The sequence below is a fragment of the Sinorhizobium sp. CCBAU 05631 genome, assembly GCF_002288505.1.
Taxonomy (GTDB): Bacteria; Pseudomonadota; Alphaproteobacteria; order Rhizobiales; family Rhizobiaceae; genus Sinorhizobium; species Sinorhizobium fredii_C.
The window spans coordinates 34258-60683 of the sequence record NZ_CP023065.1; the positions used below are offsets into that span (position 1 = coordinate 34258).

Here is a 26426-nt window from a genome sequence, read left to right on the forward strand (position 1 = left end):
AAGCCAAACGCGTCTTTCATGCTAACGCGGAGAGGCAGTGCAGCTTCTGTCTTAGGTAGCGTCCTGGTCCTCTGGAATTTCCTCCAGAAGTCCGTCATAGACTTCGAGCAGCACATCTGTGATCGCCTTACCCAAAGCATTGCCGGCCGCGCGGACGTCATCCTCCGTTCCGTCACGCGCGGCCTTGGCAAGCTCAAAGCCCTGCTCGCCGACAATCTGCTTGGCAACTTCAATCGCCCAGAGGCCGAAGTCGCCACGGCTCCCGATTTGAACAGTTTCTTCCATGCTAAAACCTCGAATGTCTTCTCCGCGCCGAAAACCAGCGCGCGGCTACTAACCGGTGTATTCATCATTGTTGTGAATCGATCAAGACGCATCGATTCACAAGTGCCGTTGGACTGTGACCCGGCATTTGCGAGTCCCATCTAATGATCTCGCAACCCTACCATCTTTGCCGTGCCCACGATGACACGGGTATTGATTTCCTGTCGCCCTTCGCCAGCACCGCGCGACGTGCCGCCACGGCATCATGGAGCGTCACTGAAGGCAAGGTCAAATCAGCAAACGGGCTTCCACGAAATTCTCCGAAGGCCTATGAAGATACGGGCCATTTCCCCGCGGGTCATATTTCACTAGGAGACCTGTGCGCGGGAAGTATTTTTTGTTGATTTTGTTTGATCTTATCGGCTTCGAGGGTAAGGGGCGCAATGATATCAGCGCCGGCGCCGTCGGCTGTGTCTTCTGACGCTCTGGTGTGAGCGTCAGTGGTGTTTTTGCCGCCTATCCAGCCATAGCGATGACCTTCAAACTGCGTTTCATATTGTAGGCGATGGCGGTGAGGCGAATTTGAACGCCTGCCTTGGCAAGCCCTCGCCATCGCATGCGTCGAAGACCATAGCTCCGCTTCCAGGTGCCGAAGATCTTCTCGATCCGGCCACGGATGCGATGGATCGGTTGGTTCCAGGCATCGAGACGTGCCAGGGTTTCGGCCTCGTCGCGCCCCCACATACCGGTGGCGATGACGCGCGGCGTGCCACCTTTGGCGCGCACCGCATCACTGAAATGGCTGCCTCGGTAGGCGCTGTCGGCATAAACCTCGCCGGGATTGTCAGGCAGAGCATCGGGACCGGCCTTGCCGTCGTTGATGTTGGCGGGCGTGACGGCGATCTCCTCGACCAGAGCGGTATCGGCATCGGCACCGACATGGGCCTTGAAGCCATGAACCGCTGGTCGGCCCTTATGCTTGACCCAATGGCCCTCTTCGTCATCCTCACTGGCCGAGGCGATGATCGTTGCATCGACAAGCGTGCCGGTCTTGACCCGGATCGCTTTGGCCCTGAGCTGGCGGGTGATCTCGCCGAACAGCGTCTTGTCCAGACCATGGGCGACAAGGGCTTTTCGGAAACGAACAAAGGCGGTGCGCTCCGGCGTCGGCTCCGAGACCGAAAATCCACAGAAGCGCCGAAAAGAGGCGCGGTCGTCCAGGGCTTCGGCGAGCTTGACGTCGGACAGGTCGTACCAGATCGACAGCAGCATCGCCCTGAACAACGCCAGCGGCGGCCAGGCCGGTTCGCCCTTGGCAGCATTGGAGATCATCCCGAGAGCGCCATCGATCGGTGCCCAGTCGATCAGTTTGACAAGCGCATCCAGCGAGGAAGGTTTACCGCGTTCGACGACAAAGCCGAACTTCTCCTGACCTATGCGCCGACGTCCCATCGCATCCCTCAATCCATTGTTCACATTGAGAGAATCACAGATCAACACGCCAGTCCAGACACCCGCGCACAGGTCTCCACTAGAGCATGCTGCTTTCATTCGGAAGCATACCCTGAGTTTCTGAGATAGTTGGCGCATTCGGCCGGCGAGAAGGTGTCGAGCAATTCACCGGCCTTGCGCCATGTTGCCTCGACGGTCCGTGGGGCTGCATTCCTGAGGAGATGCTTGAGCTTGGCAAAGACCTGTTCGATGGGATTGAGGTCGGGGCTGTAGGGCGGCAAGAAGAAGAGGTGTGCCCCGGCGGCCCTGACGGCGCGGCGCACGGCTTGCCCCTTGTGGCTGCCGAGATTGTCGAGGATGACGATGTCGCCCTTGGCGAGCGTGGGCACGAGGACCTTCTTGACATAGAGGGTGAAGAGCTCGCCGTTGATCGGCCCGTCGATGACCCAAGGCGCATCGATACGGTCGCAGCGCAAGGCGGCGATGAAGGTCAGGGTTTTCCAGTGGCCGTGTGGGACCGGCGCAGCGAGCCGCCGGCCGCGCGGCGCCCAGCCCCTGAGCGCCGCCATATTCGTCTTGATCCAGGTTTCATCGAGAAAGACCAGCCGACGGGCTTCGATCCGATGCTGGTGGGTCTTCCATCGCAGCCGCTTGCGGGCAATGTCCACTCGTGTTTGCTCAGCCGGCAGAACTGTTTTTTTTGAAGCTCAGGCCTTCGGCTCGAACAAAGACCCAAACCGCTCGACGGTCGGTCTTGATGCCACGTTCGGCCAATTCCGCCACCAATCCCCGTGTCGTAAACGGCCCGGATCGACAGCGTTCACGCAACCAGTCGGCCCGCTCGCCCGACAGGGTTCGCTTCTTGCGCCCGCCGACACGGCCAGGCTCAAGCGAGCCGGTCTCGGCAAGACGCCGCTTCCATTTCGAAATGCAGGAGGGAGCAATCGAAAGCGCGGCCGCGATCGACCGCGTCGTCTCCCCGGCACGCAATCGGGCCAGCGCCCGCTCGCGAAGGTCTTCGGAATAAGCTCGTGTCATCCAGGCCGGCCATCCTTCCGGCATGGACAGGGAATCACACCCCAACTGATTTGCGAATCCCCCGATTCCGGAAAAATGCAGCACGCTCTAGCGAGACCTGTGCGCGGGTGTCTGGACTGGCGTGTTGATCTGTGATTCTCTCAATGTGAACAATGGATTGAGGGATGCGATGGGACGTCGGCGCATAGGTCAGGAGAAGTTCGGCTTTGTCGTCGAACGCGGTAAACCTTCCTCGCTGGATGCGCTTGTCAAACTGATCGACTGGGCACCGATCGATGGCGCTCTCGGGATGATCTCCAATGCTGCCAAGGGCGAACCGGCCTGGCCGCCGCTGGCGTTGTTCAGGGCGATGCTGCTGTCGATCTGGTACGACCTGTCCGACGTCAAGCTCGCCGAAGCCCTGGACGACCGCGCCTCTTTTCGGCGCTTCTGTGGATTTTCGGTCTCGGAGCCGACGCCGGAGCGCACCGCCTTTGTTCGTTTCCGAAAAGCCCTTGTCGCCCATGGTCTGGACAAGACGCTGTTCGGCGAGATCACCCGCCAGCTCAGGGCCAAGCGATCCGGGTCAAGACCGGCACGCTTGTCGATGCAACGATCATCGCCTCGGCCAGTGAGGATGACGAAGAGGGCCATTGGGTCAAGCATAAGGGCCGACCAGCGGTTCATGGCTTCAAGGCCCATGTCGGTGCCGATGCCGATACCGCTCTGGTCGAGGAGATCGCCGTCACGCCCGCCAACATCAACGACGGCAAGGCCGGTCCCGATGCTCTGCCTGACAATCCCGGCGAGGTTTATGCCGACAGCGCCTACCGAGGCAGCCATTTCAGTGATGCGGTGCGCGCCAAAGGTGGCACGCCGCGCGTCATCGCCACCGGTATGTGGGGGCGCGACGAGGCCGAAACCCTGGCACGTCTCGATGCCTGGAACCAACCGATCCATCGCATCCGTGGCCGGATCGAGAAGATCTTCGGCACCTGGAAGCGGAGCTATGGTCTTCGACGCATGCGATGGCGAGGGCTTGCCAAGGCAGGCGTTCAAATTCGCCTCACCGCCATCGCCTACAATATGAAACGCAGTTTGAAGGTCATCGCTATGGCTGGATAGGCGGCAAAAACACCACTGACGCTCACACCAGAGCGTCAGAAGACACAGCCGACGGCGCCGGCGCTGATATCATTGCGCCCCTTACCCTCGAAGCCGATAAGATCAAACAAAATCAACAAAAAATACTTCCCGCGCACAGGTCTCATATAAACCTGCTCACGGCAACTGGGTGTGCACTGAACGGTGGCGTTGCGAACGGGCGAACCGTCATTTGAACGAATAATCGTCGAGCCAGCGGATCCCCTTAGACCCTTAAACTATTTGTTCGTTGACTCTTCGAGCGCCGCTTATTCGGAAGCCGAGTTTTTTGAACCTTAAGTCCCGCGGAGCGGTCGAGGTTTGCAGCGGAGGACTCGCGCAAAGATCAAAATCCGCAATCCAATACGGTCAACGATCCATTCTTTGACGGGCTTGCCGCTCTTGAGGCGGATACATCACCCGCGAAAGCGGCAGCCTGATCATCGGCTGCCGTCTCATTAAGGAGCTCGGCAAGAAGCACCGGACGCTTGTCGCAAACGCTCGGTCGGGCACGGATCGAACTGCGCACGCACATCCGCAGCGCGGCCTTCCAGGGCTATGTCGTCGTTTTTCGCTAAGTTGATGAGGGCATTTCGAGGACAATTTCCTCGAGGGCACGGGGATGCCGGCACGGTGTTTTCCCAAGAGCGGCCTGTCTTTGGAAGATATCCGCGACGCTCTCATCGATGCGGCCGACTGGGATTTCGTGGTCAGTCAGGCCCGTTGAACTCAACGCATTTTCCGCTGTTAAGTCCAGTACTTAAGGCGGCGGGACAGACCGGCAAGGGGGTCTGTCGGCTCGCCGCAAATCCAGAATGCGGAATCAACCGCATAAATATTCCCCCAAGTAATCCATAAAAACTATATTTTTTTGTTTTATGCTCCGGTGGCTTCCTAATGTCTATCCCGTGAATGCAAGCGAGATCATCCGATGACCAAAACGATACGCTTCAACGCCTTTGAAATGAACTGCGTCGGCCATCAGTCGCCGGGGCTCTGGCGCCATCCGCGCGACAGGTCGTGGCAGTACAAGGACCTGGAGTATTGGACGGATCTGGCAAAGCTGCTCGAGACGGGCTTCTTCGATTCCATCTTTATCGCCGACGTGATCGGCTATTACGACGTCTACAAGGGCAATCTCGACAATGCCCTGCTGCAGGGCGTCCAGATACCGGTCAACGATCCGCTTCAGCTCGCCAACCCGATTGCGCTTGCGACGAACCATCTCGGCATCGGCATCACGGCGTCGACCAGTTTCGAGCATCCCTACACCTTCGCGCGCCGGCTTTCGACGGCCGATCATCACACCAAGGGGCGTATCGGCTGGAATATCGTCACGTCCTATCTTGAAAGCGGTGCGAAAAACGTCGGGCAGGGCGGCTTGCGTTCCCATGACAACCGCTACGATGTGGCATCGGAATATCTCGAAGTGGTCTACAAGCTCTTCGAAGGAAGCTGGGAAGAGGGGGCGGTCGTTCGCGACAAGGAGCGCGGGATCTTCGCCGACCCGACCAAGATTCACGAGGTCGGTCACAAGGGAAAATATTTCGATGTGCCCGGCTATCACCTCTGCGAGCCGTCGCCGCAGCGCACGCCTGTCCTCTTCCAGGCCGGAGCGTCGAATGCCGGCAAGGACGTTGCCGCCGGTCATGCAGAATGCGTGTTCATCTCGACGCCGCTCAAGGATGCGACGCGGGCCTATGTCGCCGACATCCGCCAGCGCGCGGCGGCGCAGGGGCGCGACCCCAAGAAACTGCTGGTCTACGCCATGGCGACGATCATCGTTGACGAGACCGACGCGAAAGCGCGAGCGAAATACGAGGAATACGTCAAGTACGCTTCTTATGACGGTGCGCTGGTCTTGATGTCCGGCTGGACCGGCATCGACTTCGGTCACTACAAGCCCGCCGACACCGTACAGCACGTCAAGACGAACGCGATCACATCGGCGTCGAACGCCTGTCCGACGGCCGGAAGATCTGGACGATCGAGGAGCTGGCACAGTGGGGTGGTATTGGCGGCATGGGGCCGCTCTTTGTCGGCTCGCCCTCTACGATCGCCGATATCCTGCAGGAATGGGTCGAGGATACCGACATCGACGGGTTCAACCTCGCCTATGCACTGGCGCACGAAACCTTCGCCGACGTGATCGGCTATGTGGTGCCGGAACTTCAGAAGCGCGGCGTCTATGCCACCGGCTATCGCGAAGGAACGCTGCGTGAAAAGCTTTTCGGCGGAGGCCCGTATCTTCCCGCAACGCATCCGGCAGACCGGTTCCGTGACATCGAGAGGTGAAGCGGGAAGCAGCAGCCAACGCGGACGAAAGGGCGGCCTGACAGTCGTTGTCCTGAGCCGGTGGGGGACCCCGGCCGACGATAAGCATGAGACATTAACGGACGCCGGGCCTCTTCCGTCCTGGCGAAGGGGCGGGGCTTGCCTGCCGCAAACATGGAGTAACAGGCCGATGAGCACATCCGCGACGCCGGCGCTTGAGATCAAGAACGTATCGCTCTCCCTTCGGGGCGTGAAGGCGATTTCCGATCTTTCCTTCCAAGTAGAGAAGCAGGAAATCTGCGCGCTGATCGGTCCGAACGGGGCCGGCAAGAGTTCGTTGCTGAATATCATCAATGGGGTCTATATCCCAGATGGTGGCGAGATCGTCTTCGAGGGCGAACGCTTCCAGCGCATGCAGCCGATTGAGGCGGCACGCCGGGGAATCGGGCGCGGTTTCCAGAACAACGCGCTGTTCTCCGGCATGAGCGTCATCGACAACGTCATCGCCGGCCTGTCGCGGCATTCGCACGTGACGCTGGTCGAGGAGATGTTCCGCCTGCCACGGGCGCTGAGAGAGGAGCGCGATTTCCGTGAGCGGGCGGGTGCCGTGCTGCACCTCTTCGACCTCGACAAACATGCCCGCACGCCCGTGGGCACCCTGCCATACGGGGTGCAGAAAAAGGTTGAGATGGCGCGCGCCGTCGTCGGCGAGCCGAAGCTGCTGCTGCTCGACGAGCCGCTGGCCGGCATGAACGCAGGCGAAAAAAAGGAAATCGCCGCGGTGATCCAGCGGCTGAACGCCGAACTCAAGCTGACAATCGTGCTGATTGAGCACGATGTCGGCATTGTTTTGAAGCTCGCCCACCACGTGGTTGTTCTCGACTACGGCCGTAAGCTGGCCGACGGCCCGCCGGAGACGATCCGCGACAATCCGGACGTCATCGCCGCCTATATCGGCTCCGAACATGCGGTGGCGGCATGAGCATGTTCCTCGAAACACTGATCGGCGGCCTGCTGGCGGGCACCATGTATTCCCTCGTCGCGATAGGCTTCGTGCTGATCTACAAGGCATCCGGTGTCTTCAACTACGCGCAGGGTTCCATCCTCCTCTTCGCGGCGCTGACCTTCGTCACCCTCACCGAAAACGGCGTACCTGCCTATGGCGCGATCGCGATCACCATTGCGCTTCTGATCGCGACCGCCATCGCCATCGAAAAACTTCTCCTGCGGCCGCTGACCAATCGCAGCCCGATGACGCTCTTCGTGGCGACGCTCGGCTTGTCCTATGTGGTCGAGGGCGTGGCGCAGGGCATCATGGGATCACAGGTCAGGGCGCTGAACCTTGGTATCGAGGATCTGCCGATCTTCCTCGGCGATATCCTGATCAGCCAGTTCGATCTCGTGGCCGCCGGCGTTGCATTGGTGCTGGTCGTCGTCCTCTCCCTGTTGTTCAACAAGACGCGCATCGGCATCCAGCTTCGCGGTGTGGCGGACGATACGCGGGCCGCTCTCTCTCTCTCTTGGCATCGATATCAACCGCATCTGGCAGATCGTCTGGGCCGTTGCCGGTCTTGTTGGTCTCGTTGCCGGCCTGCTCTGGGGTGCGCGGCAGGGGGTACAGTTTTCTCTGTCGCTGGTCGTCCTTAAGGCGCTTCCTGTCCTTATCATCGGCGGCTTCACCTCGATAGCCGGCGCTATCGTCGGCGGGCTGATCGTCGGTGCCGGCGAGAGCCTGGCAGAAACCTATGTCGGCCCATTCGTCTGCGGCGGTATCACGCCGTGGTTCGCCTATGCGCTGGCACTCGTGTTCCTCTTCATTCGTCCAGCCGGGCTCTTCGGCGAACGCTCCATCGAAAGGGTCTAAGACCCATGGCTGAATTCGACCTGCGCGCCATCGCCGAACCCGTCGATCCGATCGGGCTGAAAGCCGTCGGACTGGTCTCGGTCGCCGCCCTGGTGCTGGCAGCACCATTCCTCGCCTCGGAATACTGGATCAATGCGATCATCGTGCCGTTCCTGATTCTGTCGCTGTCGGGCCTCGGTCTTAATCTCGTGACGGGCTATGCGGGACAGTTGTCCCTCGGTGCCGGCGCCTTCATGATGGTCGGCGCCTACGCGACATTCGCGCTTCAACTTCGCGTGCCGGAACTTCCGTTGCCGCTCGCGCTGATCGCCGCTGGCCTGATTTCCGGTGTAGTCGGCCCCGTTTTCGGTCTGCCGTCCACCCGCATCAAGGGCTTCTACCTGATCGTCAGCACGCTCGCCGCCCAGTTCTTCTTCGAATGGCTGTTTCTCAAGTTTCCGTGGTTCTACAACGGCAATTCTTCAGCGACGATCGCCCTGTCGCGCGGCCTCTCCTTCTTTGGCCTTAATGCCAACGGCGCGCACGGTCGCGATTATCTGACGCTTGGCATCGTCGCGCTTCTGACGTGGCTATCGTTCAACCTCATCCGCAGCCAGACCGGCCGCAACTGGATGGCGATCCGTGACATGGATACGGCGGCCGCCGTGATTGGTGTTCCGGTGCTGCGCGCCAAGTTGCAGGCCTTTGCCGTCTCAAGCTTCATCCTCGGCATTGCCGGTGCATTGTGGGCCTTAGCCTATCTGGGGTCGGCCAGCGTGCAGAGCTTCGGCCTGCATCGCTCCTACCAGATCCTTTTCATCATCATCATCGGCGGGCTTGGTACGATCCGCGGCGCCTATTTGGGTGCTGCCTTCGTCAGCCTCCTGCCACTCGCCCTCGACTGGCTGTTCCAATATCTTTTCAGCGGTCAGGTCGATGCTGGCCTGCTGCAGAACATTGAGAAAGCCATCTTCGGCATTCTCATCATCTGGTTCCTCATCCGTGAACCAGAAGGATTGTCGCGCCTTCTCGCACTTCGGCGCACGGCAGCCGTCGCCTTTTTCCTTCGTAACCCTTTCCTCCATTTCTTGAAACAGGAGCCTGAACCGTGAAACGATTGATCGTTGCCGCCCTTCTAGCCGGCACCCTCATCCCACGCCGCATCCGCCTTTGCGGCCGATGTCAGCCAGTACATTCCGCTCCCGACCTACCGTGTCGGCGCCTACGCGTCCTCAGGCGAACTCTGGTGGGCGGGCGAGCGCGATTACTTCCGCTACATCAACGAGGTTGAAGGTGGCGTAGAAGGCGTCAAGCTCGAATATGAGGAATTCGAGACGGAATGGAGCCCGGACCGCACCGTCGAGGTCTACGAGCGCGTCAAGGCCGGCAAGAACGGCTCGCCGCTCGCCTTCTTCTTCACCCATGGCACACCGGCGACCTACGCGTTGCTGGAGAAGGCCGCAGCTGACAAAATCCCACTGATTGACCCGGCTGGCGGCAAGACGGAGACGGTCGATGGCACCGTCTTTCCATACGCCTTCCCGCTGCTCTTCAGCTACTCCAGCCAGGCATCGACGGGTATCAATTACATCGCCTCGAAGGTTGGTGGACTCGACAAGCTCAAAGGCCTGAAGATCGCGACCGTCTATCACGACAGCGCCTACGGCCGAGCCAGCCAGACCGCCGTCGAGGTGCTGGCGAAGAAATACCGTTTCGAAAACATCCAGATTCCAGTCGCCGACCCCGGCAACGAGCAGTCGCCGCAATGGCGCCAGATCCGCGAGCAAAAGCCGGACTGGGTCTTCCTGCGCACCTGGGGCGTATCGACGGTGGTAGCGCTGAAGACGGCGCAACGCTTCGGCTTTCCGGCCGACCATATCATTGGCGATGTCTGGGCCGGTTCCGAATCCGATGCGATACCGGCAGGCACCGCGGCCGTCGGCTACTTGGCGCTCGCGCCCTATCCGGGCGGCACGGATTTTAAGATCCACAAGAAATTGAAGGCGGAGATCCTCGACAAGGGCAAGTCGGACCTGCGCGATCCGAAGCTTTTCGGCGCGGTCAATTACAATATCGGGCTCGTCAATGCCGCGCTCGCCGTCGAGGCGCTGCGCACCGGCTACAAGCATTTCGGCGCGCGGCCACTGAACGGCGAGGAAGGGCGCTGGGCCTTCGAGCACGTGACTATCGACGACAAGCGGCTCGAGGAAATCGGCTTCAAGGGCCTGCTGCAGCCGATCGCGATCACCCCGACAGACCATGAAGGCGGTGGTGCCGCCCGGATCCAGAGCTGGGATGGCGAGAGGTGGGTGCTGCAGACCGACTGGATCAAAGCGGATCACGAACTCCTCAATCCCCTGATCAAGGAAGGCGCCGCAGCCTACGCCAAGGAACACGGCATCACCCCGCGCACGCCCGAAACCGAAACCAACTGATCGACGACAATGAGGCCTATCAAGTTGAAGAAGATTTCACGCACGCTTATCGCTGTCGCATCTCTGGCGCTTCTTGCCGGAAAGGCCCATGCCGTCGATACGACGCCCGGATCGGACAGCGACAAGCAGTTCTTCCCGATCGCGAGCTACCGAGTCGGCCCCTATGCCGCCTCGGGCACGTCCATCTGGGCGGGTATCATCGACTACTACCGCTACATCAACGAGGTTGAGGGCGGCATCAATGGCGTACCGATCGTCTGGCAGGAATGCGAGACGGAATGGACGGCCGAGAAGGGCATCGAGTGCTACGAGCGCTTCAAACGCGGCTTGAACGGCGCGCCCGTCGCGTCCTATCTCCCGAACGGCGCGCCGGCCGCCTACGCGCTGTCGGACCGCGCGCCCAAAGACAAGCTGCCGTTGGTGACGATGGCCTATGGTCGTACTGAAGCAACGGACGGCCGGGTCTTCCCCTATATCTTCCCGGTTATGGTGACCTTCTACAGTGAGGCATCCGCTCTGGTGAACTACATCGCCGAGCGGGAAGGCGGCTTCGACAAGCTGAGGGGCAAGAAGATCGCAACTGTATACCACGACAGCGCCTATGGTCGCGAAACGCTTGACCCGCTGGCCTTGTTTGCCGAGAAATACGGCTTCGAGAACATTCAGATCCCGGTTCCCGATCCTGGCAGCGAACAGTCCGCGCAGTGGCGGCAGGTTCGCGAGCAGAAGCCGGACTGGGTGTTTCTCAGGACCTGGGGCGTTTCGACGCCTGTCGCGGTGAAGAGCGCGCAACGCTTCGGCTTCCCGGCAGATCGCATCATCGGTGACGTCTGGGCGTCGTCGGAAGAGGATGTTATCCCCTCCGGCGATGCGGCCAAGGGCTATCTTGCCCTCACACCTTATCCCGCCGGCACCGATTTCGAAATCCACAAGCGCCTGAAGCAGCACATCCTCGATGCCGGCAAGTCGGACCTTCGCGATCCAAAGGCCTTCGGCAGCGTTTATTACAACTCCGGCCTTGTAAACGCGCTGATCTCGGTCGAGGTCGTGCGCCAGGCGCAGGCGAAGTTCGGCAACCGGCCGATCACCGGCGAGGAAGGCCAGTGGGCGCTGGAGCACCTAAAGCTGAACGATGCCGCACTTGAAAAGGCGGGCTTCCTCGGCCTCGTTCAGAACCTGCAACTGACGCCGGCTGACCACGAGGGCGGTGGTGCGGTGCGCGTTCAGCAGTGGGATGGCAGCCGCTGGAACCTGATCAGCGACTGGGTACAGGCTGACCGCGAATCGCTGCGGCCGCTGATTGACGCCAAATCCGCCGCCTATGCCAAGGAACACGGCATCACCCCACGTGACGTCGGTACGAACTGACAGGCGAGCATGCCGGGACGGCAACCCGTCGCCCAGGCTTTCGACGGAGATGAAACAATGACGAAGCTGGCGCAGCAGACACAGGCCGACAAAGGGGACGATCCACAACTCGATGTCTCCGGCATCGAGGTCGTCTATGGTGGCGCGATCCTCGCCGTCTCCGACGTCTCGCTGACGGTGGGGGCAGGGGAGATCGTCGCCCTTCTCGGGGCGAATGGCGCCGGTAAGAGTACCGTGCTGAAGGTCATCTCCGGGCTCGCTTCGGCGGACCGGGCCGGTGTGCGCCACGGCCAGATCCGCTTCGATGGGGGAGACATTCTCGGCCTGCCGGCAAACAGGCTGGCTGGACGCGGCATCGTGCATGTTCTGGAAGGCCGCCATGTCTTTTCGCACCTGACGGTCGAGGAAAACCTGCTTGCCGGCGCTTTCCTTCATCGTCCCGGTCGCCGTGCACTGAAAGAGCAGCTTGATGACGTCTATGACTGGTTCCCGCGGCTCAAGGAGAAGCGGCGCACCCAGGCGGGCTTCACCTCAGGCGGCGAGCAGCAGATGGTTGCCATCGGCCGGGCGCTGCTGACGCGACCGCGTCTTGTCCTTCTCGACGAACCATCGATGGGACTTGCGCCGCGCATCGTGCAGGAAATCTTCGAGATCATCGTCCGCCTCAATCGCGAACGCGGCACGGCCTTCCTGCTTGCCGAGCAGAACGCAGCGCTATCCCTGAAGCACGCCGCGCGCGCATACATCCTCGAAAGCGGCCGCGTTGTTCTGAGCGGCGTGGCGGAAGACCTCGCAAGACGCGACGACCTCCATCGTCTCTATCTTGGAGACGCGGGCTGAACCGCGCCCCTTCCATTCAACGGGATCACACCCCATGACGCAGATCGACCTTGGCTGGGGCGAAGGCCCTTCCGAACACTACGAAATTTTGGCCGAACAATTCCGTCCGCTCTTTGCCGACATCGCCGCCGGAGCCCTGGACCGTGAGTTGAACCGCAAGCTGCCCGATGCCGAGATCGCACGGCTGAAGGCAGCCCGTTTCGGCGCCTTGCGCGTGCCGGAAGCCGAAGGCGGTTTGGGGGCAACGGTGCCCGAACTCGTCAATCTGCTCATCGAGCTTTCGGTGGCGGATTCCAATATCACCCAGGCTTTGCGCGGGCATTTCGGCTTCGTCGAGGATGTCGTCAACAAGGCGCAAGGTCCCGACCGTGCCCGTTGGACGGGGCGTCTGGCACGCGGCGAGATTGCCGGCAACGCCTGGACGGAGATCGGCAATGCGCAGCAGAGCGGTTTTTCTACAAAGGTTTCGAAGGCGGACGGCAAGCATGTCGTCGACGGCCAGAAATTCTACACCACAGGCTCTCTCTTCGCCGACTGGATCAATGTCGGCGTAACCGGCCCCGATGGCGTTAGCAGCTCGGTCCAGGTGCGCCGCGACGATCCCGGCGTCGAGGTGATCGATGACTGGGACGGTTTCGGACAGATACTGACGGCAAGCGGCACGACGCGCTTTGCCTGTGCAACGGTCGACCCGGCCGACATAGTCCCCGACGAGGACCAGTTCAAATATGGTGCTGCCTTTTATCAGGTTGTTCTTTTGGCAACGCTTGCGGGCATCGGGCGCGCATTGTCGGTGGAAGTCGCGGCCGCAGTCGCAAAACGCGTCCGTAATTATTCGAACGCCGCCGGACCGCGCTCCAGCCAGGACCCCCAGGTTCTGCAGGTCGTCGGCCGTATCCGCAGCAACGCCTATACGGCGTCGGCGATCGTGCTCCAGGTGGCCCGGGCGATCGAACGGGCCTATCGCGCGCACTTCGCGGGTGATGCCGCCGCCGAAGAACAGGCCAATGCCATCGCCGAACTCGAAACCTCGCAGGCGATGACCGTCGTGACCAATCTGATCCTCGAAGCGTCAACTATTGCCTTCGATGCGCTCGGCGCATCCTCCACGCGCAAGCCTCTCGGCCTCGATCGCCATTGGCGCAATGCACGCACCTTGTCGTCGCACAATCCGCGCATCTACAAGGATCGCATCATCGGCGACTTCGCCGTCAACGGCACGCCGCCGCCCTATCAATGGCGCATCGGTCTTGCGTCGTGATCGGGCTGAGAGTGCCGTCGGCTTCGTCATCCGTCTGATCGCCATGATTGAATACTCGGCATCGCAGGGCGATCGGTGGGGGTGGGCATCGGTTCGCCTTCAACAACCGCTACCGGCGGTTCGACGCCAACATTTGATTGCCTGTGTAGACACGCTTGCTGCCCTGCCTGAGATCATCCAGTTCCTGGGGCTCCGTGGGCATTTCTACAATAATACCCGCTAAGGGAATTTGAAGTTGTTTGGATTGAAGCGGTTAGGGCGGATCGGCCTGAAGCGTTCGAGGGGGCGGTCGATTTCATTCCAGAGGTAGTCTCCGGCAGCGCGATATGTGCCCATGGCAGCGGTGCGACCTGGGTACCGGGCGAGTGCAGTTCGTTGATTGTCGATCGCCCGCAGCGCTGCAGCCATGGGAGCCTTATGAGCTAGCGACCATCTTCATAAACGTTGTTCGTTGGAATATTGCAAAACCCTGATGCCTGCGTTACGCCGGTTGGAGGAGGGGCCTGTAGCTCAATGGTTAGAGCCGTCGGCTCATAACCGATTGGTTGCAGGTTCGAGTCCTGCCGGGCCCACCAAAGTTATTGGCCGTACGCTGGTCGTCGGTGTCGGGAAAGAGTTAACGCCTCCGGTGGTCGGGTCAGGACCAATCCCGGCCCTCACATAAATTCTACCCGGATTCTGAGGGGATGTCCCGAACAGCGGCGAACCGCAGTTTGAACAAAAATGTCGTGTGATTTCATTGCCACTGTCTGCAGTCTTCGAAAATGAGCGGTGTCGCCGGGAATCATGCGAACCTTGTTAGCGTTGAATGGGGATACTGACCCCGAAAGCGCGACCAGGTGATTGCGGCAATCTTGGAAATGACAATACGCCGGGGCCAACCGGTTCGCCGCATGAAATCCGGACTGCGCGGCAAAGACATGTTGCGCTAATTTCGTCAGACATATCCACGCCACGCTTTCTACGAATAAATAAATACCCTCGTCGCAGCAAGCTTAGCAACGCTTCAAATGTCTGGAATGGGGACGTGGGCGTTTGCCCGACTCATGAGTGTCCGCATCTGCCTGGGGTGGGCGTCTGACCCGGCACGCCCATCCCTGGCGTTTTTTTGGGGCTACGATTGTCGCAAACTAGGTTGGTTACGAACAACCGTGTCCCCACAGATCCCAGAGGAAATTGCCAGAGATGCGATATGCCCATCCAGACGGGGAATGGTTCGGCAAACCGCGTTATCCAGGAACGGCAGGCAACGCGGAAACAGTGACTCTCGTGATTGCCCCGACGGATTATCGAGAACAATCGACAGCGACGCAGTCTTGCCCCGTTTGACGATCCTGCCATGCTCCAGGACAAGAACCCGATCGCTGATGTGCTCGACCACGCCAAGGTCATGGGAAATGAACAGATAAGAGATGCCCATCCGCGCCTGCAATTCCCACAGAAGATCCAAAATCTGTGCCTGGATCGGAGGCGATCTGTGACCAGTCGATCGACCGCGACGCGAAGTGTTCCGCCAGAAACGGCGCCTGTTTCAGCACGCGGAAGTGCTGCATCTTCGCGGCGTATTCGGGGGTACAACTGGCCAGCTTCGGCAGAGGCGTCTCCTCCAATCGCAGGAATCGTACAACCAACCTGCACCAGAACCGCGTGCTTCGGTTATGGGTATGTCAATCCGGTTCAAGAACCGCACCCCAGAAAAATCAAAGACTTAAATGCGCAGGTTCAAATCGCAAAAGCTTACCCCGCAACCAACATGGCTGAGAAAACCGTTTGTTGAATGGTCCGGAACTGCCGCCACAGTTCCGGACCACGGCAACATCGCTTCAGTGCGATGTGCCCGAACCGCCCACAGGTGGCGATTCAGCTCAGATTAGAAGTCGCGCTGCAGGCGGACGAAGCCGCTGACGAAATCCTCCGTGTCTGCGCCGATGTCGCGACTTGTGTACTGCACGGAAACACGTGACGCCAACCCAGAGGTGATCTTGTAGTCAACCGCCAGACCACCGCGCCATTGATCCGCATCGCTGACGAAGCCGTAATCACCCCAATACTGGAGCCCCGGGGTGATCGCGAGCTTTTCGGTGGCGTTGTAGCGATACGAGGTGGCAACGGTCCACTCGGAAGCGGCGAAATAGACGTTCGGGTCGGATGCCCAGACGCCGGCAATCTGGAAGACGCCCGGGCCGAGTTCGGCCGAAACCAGCGCGCGGATGGCTCCTTCCTCGACCTCGGTATCGTAACCGCCGAGAAGGTCGATCGAGACGCCGCCGACCGTCGCCGAAGCGATGCCCTGCACACCGATGCCGTTTGCCTTCGTGGTCGCCCCTTCGAGCTCATTGATGGCAACGCCTGCCTGGAACGCGCCGCCCTCATAGAGGTAGGCAATCGAATTGAACTCGGTGATGTTCGCCAGCGAGTCAGTTTCGCCGTTCAGGCCTTTATCCCACCAGCTGTAGAAGAAACCCGCCTTGAAACCGCCGAGCTGGATATAGGCCTCGTCGAGGTTGATCAGGCTGTCACCGACGTCGCTGTCGTTGTCAGCGTTGAACTCGCTGGCGAAGAAGCCGGTGAGCGTTCCAAGTTCGGTGTCGCTCTTTGCGCTGAAGGCGATGTATGCGCGCGAGAAGGCGTCCCAGTCGGAGGTGCCCTGGGCCCCCCAGCCTTGGCGTTTGTTGACCTCATCCGGGCCAAACGAGACCTGGAAACGAGCGTAACCATTGATCTTCAGGCACGTTTCTGTGCCGGGGATATAGAAATAGCCGATGCCGAAAGCGTCGCAGACGCGAACGTAGTCCATCGGTTCCGGCTCCGCAGCGACGATCGCGTCAGCTGCTTGTGCACCAGAGACTGCTGCAAGGGCAACGGTGGAGCCGAGAAGCACAGTGCTAAAATTCATTCTCATGCGGTCGATCTCTCTTTTGGGTTGGGCAAGGGCCGGGGCAGGTCGGTCCTGAACTTCAACGGCACCCTCGCTCGCGCTGCGGCGAAACGGTCCGTCAATATTGACGGGCAGCGCGCTACCTTTACCAACGAATATATTCATATTCTAAAGGTATATTAATTCCGTAAGGAGATGAAATGAAAGTGCGAGACATTCGTTGCTGACACAACACATAAATATTGTCGCATTTTGTACAGAGCACAAGACTGAGCAATGTTTCAAGAATACGAATAGTTGGTAGGAGAACGCCGAATTAGCGCGGAATAAAACTTAAAATAACTTGACATATAAGAAACTGATGATAGATATATATCGCCCGATGAGAAGAGGGCTCTTCCCGACTAACGCCGCCAGAGCCTCCAGCCTGGCGGCGCATTTCATCTCGACGCTATGGGCGTTTTCCCAGGCGCTCTATATCGGTAGCGACAGGACCTTCATGCTCGTCGGACTTTGCCTCGCCGGATGATTGGGAAGGATCGCCCGTCTAGGGCAAATCGTCGAGCGCGGTTCCGGAATGTCGGAACGCTGTCAGTTTCCGTGGCAGAGCGCTCCCCGCGGCCAAGCTTTGCTTTGGTCTGTCGCCCTTGGACTAGGACGAATCGACATTCATGCGAGCCAGATCATAGTGGCGGCGAGTAAGGCAAAGCCCTCGAAGTGGATTGTCCGCCGATCATAGCGGGTGGAGAAGCGCCGGAAGTGTTTGAGGCGGTTGAAGCAGCGTTCGATGCGGTTGCGGTGTCGATACACTTCGGCGTCATGCGGGATGATGGTCTTGCGCGAGCGGTTTGAGGGGATGACCGCCGTAGCCTTCATTGCGCATTTCGCTGATTGTGAGCAGCCATTTCACGCGATGGTGAGCGCTCATTTCATTTGATCGTGAGCAGGTATTTCAGGCGATCATGAGCGGCCGCTTCGACCGACGTGTTCATTGATTCAGGTGTTTGAGTCTGCGTCAAGAGCTGAGCGTTGAGCGTTCTGTTTTCGCATGCTTTCTCCGGTGAGTTGAAGACGGTGAGCATTGTGAACGAGGCGGTCAAGAATCGCGTCGCCGAGGGTGGGATCGCCGATAACGTCGTGCCAGTGTTCCACGGGGATTTGGCTCGTGACGATGGTCGATGCGCGACCATGGCGATCGTCGAGGATCTCCAGGAGGTCGCGGCGCTCGGCCGCGGTGAGAACCGACAGGCCCCAGTCGTCGAGGATGAGGATCTGCACGCGCCCAAGCGTCTTGAGCAGGCGCCCGTAGCGTCCGTCGCCCCGCGCGAGGGCGAGCGCCTCGAAGAGCCGCGGGACGCGATGGTAAAGGACCGAACGATTGTCGCGGCAGGCTTTGTGGCCGAGAGCGCAGGCCAGCCAACTCTTGCCAAGGCCGGTTGCGCCGGTGATGAGCAAGTTCTCGTGGCGGTCGATCCAGTCGCCGGCGACGAGCCGGGCGAAGACGGCGCGGTCGATGCCGCGCGGCGTGCGCAGATCGACATCTTCCACGCAGGCGCTTTGGCGCAGCGCGGCGAACTTCAGCCGCGTCGTGAGCCGTTTGGTGTCGCGCTCGGCGGCTTCGCGATCGACAAGAAGCCCGATGCGCTCCTCGAACGACAGGGCATCGAGATCCGGCGATCGTCGCTGCTCCTCGAAGGCTTTGGCCATTCCGGTCAGGCCGAGTGCGATCAGCTGTTCATGAGTGGGGTGGGTGAGCATTGAGACCTCCATGGTTCAGTGGAAATAGCCCTGACCGCGGATGTTGCCGTGGCGCAGAGGTTGGTGATCGGGCGCCTCGTCGAGGAAAGCGCGATCGAGGCCGTTCTTGAGGATCGAACGGATCGAGGCGACGGAGCGCGCCTTGATGAGGATGCCGCGTTGGCAGGCCGCATCGACACGTGCATTGCCGTAGCTCTTGGTCAGCGACAGAATGCCGAGACAGGTGCGAAAGCCCTGTTCGGGATGCGGCCGGTCCGCGATGACAGCCTGGAAGAAGGCGGCGGTGGAAGGACCAATCTTCTCGCCGGCGGCGATCAATCCTCCCGGCGTCCACTTGCCGTAGCGGCGATGCGCGCTCGGCATGTGATCGGCGACTGTCGTATGGCCGCGCCGGTTGGGTGCACGGGCGTGGCTGGCGATCCGCTGGCCCTTGTGGAAGATCTCGACCGTCTTGTCGGCGATCCGCACATCGACGAGCTCGCGAATGAGGCGGTAGGGCGTGGAATACCAATGCCCGTCGATCTCGACGTGATAGTCGGGTGCCACGCGGCAACGCTTCCAGCGTGCAAAGACGTATGGCTGGTCCGGCAGTTCTCCCAGCTTCGGCCTGTCGATCTCGGCGAAGAGTTCGGCTCGGCTGGAGCCGAAACCGCGCATCTGGCGGGCGTTGAGTTCGGCGACGAGCACGCGGATGGCAGCGTTCAGCTCTGCCAGGGAGAAGAAGCGCTGATTGCGCAGACGCGCCAGGACCCAGCGCTGGGCAATTTGCACCGCAACTTCAACTTTTGCCTTATCCTTCGGGCGTCTCGGCCTCGCCGCGAGTACCGCGGTGCCGTAGTGGCTCGCCATCTCGGCATAGGTCCGGTTGAGACCGGGGTCGTAGCGATCGGGGTTGGTGACGGCGGCCTTGAGATTATCGCAGATCACGAACTTCGGGACGCCGCCCAGAAAGGTGAAAAGGTTGGTGTGAACGCCAATCCAATCGGGCAGGCTCTCGCTCGGGCACGCCTCGGCGTAGGTATAGTTCGAGGCGCCCATCGCTGCGACGAACAGCTTCATGGCGTGCGCTTCGCCGGTGATGGGGTCGAAGATGTCGATGGTGTCGCCAGCGAAATCGACAAACACTTTCTCGCCGCCCAGGTGCGTCTGGCGCATCGTCGGGCGCGTCCGCCCTTTCCAGGCCTCGAAGGTCGTGCAGAACCAGGTATAGCCAAAGCCGTCGGGATTGGCGGCGCGATACTCTTCCCACAGCAGCACCCGCGTCACGCCGCGGCGGCGCAATTCCTTCTCCACATAGCTCCAATCGGGTATCGGTCGCCGGGGGCTTTGCGATGCCGCCTTCGGCGCCGGGAAGAGGAGCAGCTCAAGGCCTTCGTCATCCATCCCTTCGGGCAGCGGCCAGCTCAGCCCGGCAAGACGGGCGCGCCGTAGATAACCATGCACGACGCCATTGCTCACCCCGAGCGTGCGCGCGATGACACGCTCGGTCAGGCCTTGGACATGTCTTAGACGTAAAACTTCTCTGATCCGGCGCATCGACAATCTCTGGGTTGGCATCAGGCTTCCTCGTTGCATTGACGAGGCATCCTGTAGCCTGGTTGAGATGTCGGCCGAAGCGTCCACAACCTTCGAGAAGGCTGCTCATGATCGTCTGAAATCGCTGCTCACGATCCCGCGAAATCCGTGCTCACGATGCGGTGAAATCCGTGCTCACGATCGCCTGAAATACGCAGCCTTCATGGCGGCGATCGTCTCGCGCAGGGCATTGCTGTCATAGGCTTTGTCAGCAAGGACGGCGGTGCCGGACCGCCCCTCCAGCAAGGCTTCTGCCTGCGTGACGTCGCCGACCTGACCGGCGGTGATGATCAGCCGCAGGGGGCGTCCGAGCGCGTCGGCCAGCATGTGGATCTTGGTGGTCAATCCGCCTCGGGAACGCCCCAGCGCCTGATCCTTGGCCCCCCTTTTCCGCTCGCCGCCTGTTGATGGGCGCGCACGATGGTACTGTCGAGCATCAGGTATTGGTTGTCGTGGTCGGCGGTCAGTTCCGCGAACACCCGCTCCCACACACCGGCATGGCACCAGCGGCTGAAACGGCGATGCACCGTCTTCCACTTGCCATAGCGTTCCGGCAGATCGCGCCAGTGCGCCCCGGAGCGCAGCACCCACAAACAGCCGTTGACGAACAACCGGTTATCGGCGCCCGTCCGGCCAGGGTCACCAGCCTTGCCAGGCAACAACGTCGCTATCCGCGCCCACTGCGCCTCGCTCAGTTCATATCGCTTGATACCCATCGCCCGCTCCGCATCGCAATTGCGGAACGCTATGAATCACAGCAACGGGCCGATGGGAATCGGGAGGGTTCTGTGAGGTCGCGCAGGGATGGGCTGGCGAACTGACGCCGGGCGCGACCTCATTGAAGCCGGATTGAACTGGCCCGCTGACGCTGGCACGGCGCTATGGATTTAGTGCTGCGGCGTTTGATCTTGGCGCGCCGATATTGATGGCGCGCGCCGCTGCGGCGGGGGCAATGGCCCGGTGCGGCGGCGTCCGGCGCTGGTGTTGTGGGGAACACTGGGGTCTTGAGCGCGGCTTTGGCAGCGCCAGAACCGCAGCGGGATGACGCAGGGGGCACAGATCCGCATCGCACCGACCTGGGCTGATACGGCAAGGCTGTCGGGACCAATGGGCGCGGCGGCAGGCACTCATGACGTGTCGGGCCATGCCCGCGCCCGCGGCAGCCTGGCGGTGATGCGCAGGATGCCGCCGCAGCAGGGACAGACGGAGGGATCGAAGCGGTCGCGCTGGTGCCCGGACTGACTGCCTTCGGCCCGGCGGCGTTGCGGCGGGGCATCGGCCAGCAACCGCCTGATGACGGCGAGGCGGGCGCGGCGGATGCCGTTGGCGAGGAAGCCGTAGTGGCGGATGCGGTGGAAGCCGTCGGGCAGGCAGTGGAGCAGGAAGCGGCGGATGAACTCGTGCGGCGCCAGCGTCATCGAGCGCGGTGCATTGCCATGGCGGTAGTCGCGCCAGCGGAAGGTCACGCCGGTGTCGTCGGCGCTGACGAGGCGGCTGTTGGCGATGGCGACGCGATGGGTGTAGCGGCCGAGATAGGCGAGCACCCGTTCGGGCGATCCGAACGGCGGCTTGGCATAGACGACCCAGCGCTTCTTGCGCAGCGGACGCAGCGCCCGGGCCAAGGCATTGCCGTCGCCAAGCGGTTCAAGGGCGCCGAAGAAACGCAGGCCTCCGGCCGTCTGCGCCGCCTGCAAACGCTCGAGGAACAGGCGGCGGAACAGCCGGGAGAGCACCCGGACCGGCAGGAAGAAACGGCGGCGGCGACAGGCGATCCAGCGTCCGCCATCGGCGGCCAGCACGCCGCCGGGGACGAGGCAGTGGAGGTGCGGGTGATGGGTCGGCGTCTGCCCCCAGGTGTGGAGGATGGCGAGGAAGCCGAGTTCGCCGCCGAGATGCCGGGGATCGGCGGCAATGGTCTTGAGCGTCTCGGCGGCCGCCTCGAACAGGATCGCATAGAGCTGCCGCTTGTTCTGATAGGCGATCGCGGCGATCTCGGCCGGTACGGTGAACACGACATGGAAGTACGGTACCGGCAACAGATCGGCCTGGCGGTCGGTAAGCCAGCGATCGCGCGTGGCACCCTGGCATTTGGGGCAATGGCGGTTGCGGCAGGAGTTGTAGGCGACGCGGCTCAAGGCGCAGTCGTCGCAGGTCTCGACATGGCCGCCGAGCGCCGCCGTCCGGCACAGCGCGATCGCCGCCATGACGCGGCGTTCCCCCCGGCCGAGATGACCGTCATGGGTACGACGATAAGCGGGGCCATGGCGGCGGAAGATATCCGCCACCTCCAGCGCCGGTCGCATGGCGCGATCTCAGACCGGCGGCACGACCTCGAGGCGCAGCCGGTCGAGCGGGCTCTCGGTCCGGGCGATCGTCGTTGTCGCCACCTGGGTGTAGTGCGCCGTCGTCGACAGGTGGGTGTGTCCGAGCAGCACCTGAATGATGCGGATATCGACGCCGCTCTCGAGCAGATGGGTGGCAAAGCTGTGCCGCAGCGTGTGCACGCTGACCCGCTTGGTCAATCCCGCCGCCTTGGTCGCCGACCGGCAGGCGGCATAAAGCACCTGCACATCGATCGGCTTGTCGCCCCGTCCGGGAAACAGCCAATCCTTGGGGCGCGCCAGCCGCCAATAGGTGCGCAGGATGCCAAGCAGCTGCGGCGACAGCATCACCGTGCGATCCTTGGCGCCCTTGCCGTGACGGACCTGGATCACCATGCGCTGGCTGTCGATGTCGGCCACCTTCAGGCTCACCGCCTCCGAGGCGCGCAGTCCGGCGGCATAGGCGGTCGTCAGCGCCGTGCGCGCCTTCAAGGACGGCACCGCTTCGAGAAACCGCACGACCTCGTCGGCGCTCAAGATCGCCGGCAGCTTGCGCGGCGTGCGCGCATAGGCAATTCGCTCGGGAATCTCCGCCCGGTCCAGCGTCACGCCGTAAAAGAACCGCAGCGCGCAAACCGTCTGGTTGAGCGCCGGCCAGGAGACGCCCTGCGACACCAGGTACACCTGGAAAGCGCGCACATCCTCCAGCCCCAGCCGATCCGGCGAGCGGCCGAAATAACGGCTGAACTTTGTCACTGCATGCAGGTAGGATCGTTGCGTGGCCGGCGACAGGTTGCGGAGCGTCATGTCGTCGATCATGCGGCGGCGCAGCGGGTTCACCGCTGCCGGGGCGTCGGTCATCGGTCGGTCTCCTGGTCAAGGGTTGGTTCTCAACACCCCAACATCCCATCAGGAGACCGCGCCTCCAAACCCGACCTCTCCCGCGTCAGCGGGTTAGTTCAATCCTGAATGTCGATTGAACCTAGGCCTGCTCGGTGGAGCCCTCGTTACGGGTGAAACGAAGGGCAGACGAGGGGCTGAGACCGTAGGCGCTCTTATAGAGAACCGAGAACCGGCCCGGATTGGAAAACTGAAGATTCAAGGCCAGCTCGGTAATGCTGCCCGCCCGGCCGGCCTTGATGGCGCCATGGGCGGCGGCGAGCCTATAGTTGCAGAGGACGCCCATGGGCGAGCCTCCTCGATAGGTGCGGAACATCCTCTGGAGCGCCCGCGGCGTGCACCGGGCAGCGGCGGCGAGGTCCTCGATCGTAACAGGGTTGGTCAGGTTCTCGCGCATGAACGCCTCAGCTTTAAGGAGCTGTCTTGGTGCCGCACCGCTGGTTCCCTGACAGAATGCCTCAGCGAGATTGTGCGGCATCGTCGAGAACAACTTTACGAGGGCCAGCTGCTTGTACGCTTTTGCCAACAACGGCATGGCTTCCGATGCTGCCGAGTTGAGATCCCTTTCCGCCTGCCGGAGCGTCTGATACAGACCTTGAGCGTCATCTTGAGAAAAGCACGTAGCCGGCAATACGAACTCGTGCACATAGGGTCTACCGGTCAGGTCCTCGAAGCTTCGCCTGAGAGCCGACTCGGGAATATGGAAGGCCAACCACGAACTTTCAGATTGGATCGTCATTTGGTTGCCGGCACGTTCGCGGGCGCTCGCGACATGATTAGGCGAGATGCTTAGTGTTTTGCGTGTCCGCCGGTCGGTGATTTCGATATGTCCGGACAGCACGAAATAGAAGCTGATGAGCCGCATATCACGCCTGGCAAGCGCTTGCAGACAGACCGAATGCTCCGCGCTTGCCAGCCAGGCTGATAGAATTCGTTGCCGGCGGTAGGCGAGCGAGCAAGCCTCCGGAGTCTCTGAGGAGACCTTCCACCTCCAGTTCGGCTCGACAGAACCAAGATTGGCGAGGATCGTGTCGCGCGAATGGGCGGCGAAACTGTCTGCCCGCAGTGGATCGTCTGTGCTGGGAAGGGTTGCGCAAAAAAGCACGGTGTTCCAGCCAAGGCTCGGAAACTCGTCTATGAGAGGCAGCGAACCGCATTGACGAACCAATGATTCCGCGGCCGTAGTCAGGTTCCCGTCGAGCATTGAAAGCAGCGCCGATGGGTAGAGCAGAACGGCTACCAAAGCAGCAATCGCCCCCGCGACGAGCCGGCACAAGACCAGCTTGCCGAACGGCAAGGGCATCATTTGGTGGCTCGTCTTATCAGCAGAGCCATGACGCGCGTCAATCTGCACTGCTCTCCATCCTGTGCGATATTCGATCTGAACCCGGATCGAAGATGTGTTTTTCGGATAGGGATCGCGCGTCGGCTTTGGCCGTTACTCTGAGATGCTGCGGAGCGGCAATGATGGCGACTTTCCCATCTGCCTCGAAGAGAATGGACGAAAGCGCACCGGCTGCGCGACACAAGACATGTCCGGCCGCACAATCCCAAAGATGGGTGCCGTGCTCGACATAGCCGGCAAGCCGACCCGCCGCGACCATCGCAAGTGCTGCGGCACAGCTTCCAAGGCAGACGATATGATAACCGCGCGCCTCAAACGCGGCCTCGACTTCGAGGCGATGGTTGAGGGGCCATGTTCGGTTGCGGCCTATGCCAAAGGCGATCGGCTGCGCCCCGACAAGCGGCGAAACCGAGCCTGTCCCATGCAATGGGCCATCCACAGAAGCCCACAACAGAGTATCGAGTGCCGGTAGCGCAACAGCGCCGAGGACCGGCTCCTTGTTGCGGACAAAAGCGATAGAGACCGCCCAGAGCGGTATGCCCGACAGGAAATTCGCGGTCCCATCGATCGGATCGATCAACCAATGGTCAACTTCGGCATCGCCAAGCTGTTCCTCGCCGACGATCGCGTCGGCGGGGAACTGGGCGTGGATCAGCCTGCGGGCAAGACTTTCGGCGTCACGATCGGCTGCGCTGACGTAGTCGGCCTCACCCTTGGTCTCGATGACGATGTGGGAAAGATTGCGAAACCGGGCCAGCGCGAAGGCTCCAACCTTGCTGGTGACGTTCCGAAGCAAATCGAGCCGAGTGTCGAGGTCGCTTGTCAATTTGCCGCCCGATCCCGCGCCGATGCAACCATCTCTTCAAGCCGGAGAGCGATAGCGTGTGCCCGCTGATAATAGGACGACTCCGACAGCACGTAGCGGTCCATCGGCGTCTCGAAGTTCAAGGGCGTCCTGTAATTTGTTGCCGCAATGGCTTTTGTGATCGCATCCCAGTCAAGCCTACCGTCGAATGGCAGCAGATGGTCGTCCTTTGCGCCGAAGTTGTCATGAATATGCGTGGCGATCAGCCGATCGCCATGGCGCTCCAGCACCGACAGCTTGCCGGGCTCGATCAGTTCCCAATGGCCGCTGTCGTAGCAGACGCCAACGAAGTCGGAACTGTAGCGGCTAAAGAGGCGGGCATAGAGCTTGAGGTAATTTTCCGCATCTGCCTTGACCAGGGTTTCGACCGCGATCTGCACGTTGCGTTCGATGCAATGGGCCTCGACGTCGTCGAAGGATCGGAACAGGGGCTCGAACAACAGGTTCTCGTTTTCAACGCTGCGGAACGTGTCGTCGGTGATGTCCACGTGGACCACGACGTTCGGGGCGCCGAGGGCGGCAGCGAGATCGATACGATTTTTTACAAGCTCCACCCCGCTTTGGCGCTGCCAATCGTGGTGAGAAAGGATGTTTTTGCGTGTTTCCTGCGCGAATGGGACAGGTCCGGCATGGGCGAGCTCGCTCACCGGGTTGACGCCGTTGCTGGCATGAACGGAGTGTGTTTTCAGGCCCGCCTCCGCAACGATGCGGCGGGTGAACTCGATTTCGGCGTCGGCAAGCATATAGGAGCTGCCGGAATCGGGGTTCCAGTTGATATGCGTAAATCCGGCTTCACGGATCAGGTCGAGGGAGTGGCGGATGCCCTCGTCGTACCAGCGTTCATGGGTGGGCCAATGCCAGACGGTGATGCAAGTATCCATTTCAGC

Annotated in this window: 19 protein-coding genes, 1 tRNA gene and 6 pseudogenes; 12 read left to right on the top strand and 14 right to left on the bottom strand. The window is 61.1% G+C overall.

What is annotated here, in order from left to right; all coding sequences use genetic code 11:
- Positions 1-51: 51 nt before the first annotated feature.
- From SS05631_RS26635 to SS05631_RS31495, 3 genes are all read right to left on the bottom strand, one after another.
- Entirely contained in the window at positions 52-285 is a 234-nt protein-coding gene (locus tag SS05631_RS26635; RefSeq protein WP_015633479.1) for a hypothetical protein, read from the bottom strand.
- A 495-nt stretch (positions 286-780) separates the two neighbouring features.
- Positions 781-1716, bottom strand: a complete 936-nt coding sequence (locus SS05631_RS26640; RefSeq protein WP_095678108.1) for an IS5 family transposase — start codon at positions 1714-1716, stop codon at positions 781-783.
- 95 nt (positions 1717-1811) lie between these two features.
- Positions 1812-2754, bottom strand: a protein-coding gene (locus SS05631_RS31495; RefSeq protein ID WP_162109209.1) for an IS630 family transposase whose coding sequence is annotated in 2 segments (ribosomal slippage) — positions 1812-2417 and positions 2419-2754 — 942 coding nt in all. Because the reading frame shifts where the segments join, the coding sequence is not laid out codon by codon here.
- A gap of 349 nt (positions 2755-3103) precedes the next feature.
- Between SS05631_RS31495 and SS05631_RS32180 the strand changes: the two are divergent.
- From SS05631_RS32180 to SS05631_RS26705, 11 genes and pseudogenes are all read left to right on the top strand, one after another.
- Positions 3104-3226 (top strand): annotated as a pseudogene (locus tag SS05631_RS32180) (transposase); the annotation flags it as partial.
- A gap of 125 nt (positions 3227-3351) precedes the next feature.
- Entirely contained in the window at positions 3352-3858 is a 507-nt protein-coding gene (locus SS05631_RS32185; protein ID WP_078070843.1) for a transposase, read from the top strand.
- A gap of 949 nt (positions 3859-4807) precedes the next feature.
- A pseudogene (locus tag SS05631_RS26665) lies at positions 4808-6171 on the top strand (LLM class flavin-dependent oxidoreductase).
- A gap of 169 nt (positions 6172-6340) precedes the next feature.
- Positions 6341-7132, top strand: a complete 792-nt coding sequence (locus tag SS05631_RS26670) for an ABC transporter ATP-binding protein (protein ID WP_037427331.1) — start codon at positions 6341-6343, stop codon at positions 7130-7132.
- Positions 7129-8014, top strand: a pseudogene (locus tag SS05631_RS26675) (branched-chain amino acid ABC transporter permease). The gene SS05631_RS26670 and the pseudogene SS05631_RS26675 overlap by 4 nt, the downstream one beginning before the upstream one ends.
- A 5-nt stretch (positions 8015-8019) precedes the next feature.
- Positions 8020-9105 carry a branched-chain amino acid ABC transporter permease gene (locus SS05631_RS26680; RefSeq protein ID WP_066005175.1) on the top strand — a complete coding sequence of 362 codons (1086 nt, stop codon included), beginning with the start codon at positions 8020-8022 and terminating at the stop codon, positions 9103-9105.
- Positions 9106-9110: 5 nt separating this feature from the next.
- Positions 9111-10428: pseudogene (locus tag SS05631_RS26685) on the top strand (ABC transporter substrate-binding protein).
- Positions 10429-10452: 24 nt separating this feature from the next.
- Positions 10453-11796, top strand: coding sequence for an ABC transporter substrate-binding protein (locus tag SS05631_RS26690; protein ID WP_240533512.1), 1344 nt, complete (start codon positions 10453-10455; stop codon positions 11794-11796).
- Between the two features lie 57 nt (positions 11797-11853).
- Entirely contained in the window at positions 11854-12636 is a 783-nt protein-coding gene (locus SS05631_RS26695; protein WP_037427335.1) for an ABC transporter ATP-binding protein, read from the top strand.
- Positions 12637-12670: 34 nt separating this feature from the next.
- Positions 12671-13897, top strand: a complete 1227-nt coding sequence (locus tag SS05631_RS26700; RefSeq protein WP_037427337.1) for a monooxygenase — start codon at positions 12671-12673, stop codon at positions 13895-13897.
- A gap of 499 nt (positions 13898-14396) precedes the next feature.
- Positions 14397-14472 (top strand) — tRNA-Ile (locus SS05631_RS26705).
- A gap of 539 nt (positions 14473-15011) precedes the next feature.
- Here SS05631_RS26705 and SS05631_RS32190 read toward each other — a convergent pair.
- Together SS05631_RS32190 and SS05631_RS26720 are read right to left on the bottom strand one after the other, a co-directional pair.
- Positions 15012-15362 (bottom strand): annotated as a pseudogene (locus SS05631_RS32190) (microcin ABC transporter ATP-binding protein); the annotation flags it as partial.
- A gap of 405 nt (positions 15363-15767) precedes the next feature.
- Positions 15768-16793 (bottom strand): porin, encoded by a 1026-nt coding sequence (locus SS05631_RS26720; protein ID WP_066005173.1) that lies wholly within the window; start codon positions 16791-16793, stop codon positions 15768-15770.
- A 343-nt stretch (positions 16794-17136) separates the two neighbouring features.
- On the opposite strand from SS05631_RS26720, the gene SS05631_RS26725 reads away from it, so the two are divergent.
- A complete protein-coding gene (locus SS05631_RS26725; RefSeq protein ID WP_157213238.1) occupies positions 17137-17304 on the top strand; it encodes a hypothetical protein in 168 nt (55 codons plus the stop codon).
- A gap of 140 nt (positions 17305-17444) precedes the next feature.
- Here SS05631_RS26725 and SS05631_RS26730 read toward each other — a convergent pair whose 3' ends face one another.
- The 9 genes and pseudogenes from SS05631_RS26730 to SS05631_RS26775 form a co-directional block, all read right to left on the bottom strand.
- The gene (locus SS05631_RS26730; protein ID WP_037427348.1) at positions 17445-17651 is read right to left on the bottom strand and encodes an IS5 family transposase; all 207 of its coding nucleotides are present in this window, start codon (positions 17649-17651) and stop codon (positions 17445-17447) included.
- 120 nt (positions 17652-17771) lie between these two features.
- Complete coding sequence (gene istB, locus SS05631_RS26735) at positions 17772-18533, bottom strand: IS21-like element helper ATPase IstB (RefSeq protein ID WP_037427675.1); 762 nt, start codon at positions 18531-18533, stop codon at positions 17772-17774.
- 15 nt (positions 18534-18548) lie between these two features.
- Positions 18549-20090, bottom strand: coding sequence for an IS21 family transposase (gene istA, locus SS05631_RS26740; protein WP_037437027.1), 1542 nt, complete (start codon positions 20088-20090; stop codon positions 18549-18551).
- A gap of 174 nt (positions 20091-20264) precedes the next feature.
- A pseudogene (locus SS05631_RS26750) lies at positions 20265-20818 on the bottom strand (IS5 family transposase); the annotation flags it as partial.
- Between the two features lie 417 nt (positions 20819-21235).
- Positions 21236-22411, bottom strand: a complete 1176-nt coding sequence (locus tag SS05631_RS26755; protein WP_095678109.1) for an IS91 family transposase — start codon at positions 22409-22411, stop codon at positions 21236-21238.
- Positions 22412-22420: 9 nt separating this feature from the next.
- A complete protein-coding gene (locus SS05631_RS26760; RefSeq protein WP_037437931.1) occupies positions 22421-23290 on the bottom strand; it encodes a tyrosine-type recombinase/integrase in 870 nt (289 codons plus the stop codon).
- A 121-nt stretch (positions 23291-23411) separates the two neighbouring features.
- Positions 23412-24683, bottom strand: a complete 1272-nt coding sequence (locus SS05631_RS26765; RefSeq protein WP_078070841.1) for a helix-turn-helix transcriptional regulator — start codon at positions 24681-24683, stop codon at positions 23412-23414.
- The gene (locus tag SS05631_RS26770; RefSeq protein WP_037427400.1) at positions 24673-25500 is read right to left on the bottom strand and encodes an inositol monophosphatase family protein; all 828 of its coding nucleotides are present in this window, start codon (positions 25498-25500) and stop codon (positions 24673-24675) included. The genes SS05631_RS26765 and SS05631_RS26770 overlap by 11 nt, the downstream gene beginning before the upstream one ends.
- Complete coding sequence (locus tag SS05631_RS26775; RefSeq protein WP_037427404.1) at positions 25497-26420, bottom strand: sugar phosphate isomerase/epimerase family protein; 924 nt, start codon at positions 26418-26420, stop codon at positions 25497-25499. The genes SS05631_RS26770 and SS05631_RS26775 overlap by 4 nt, the downstream gene beginning before the upstream one ends.
- Positions 26421-26426 lie beyond the last annotated feature (6 nt).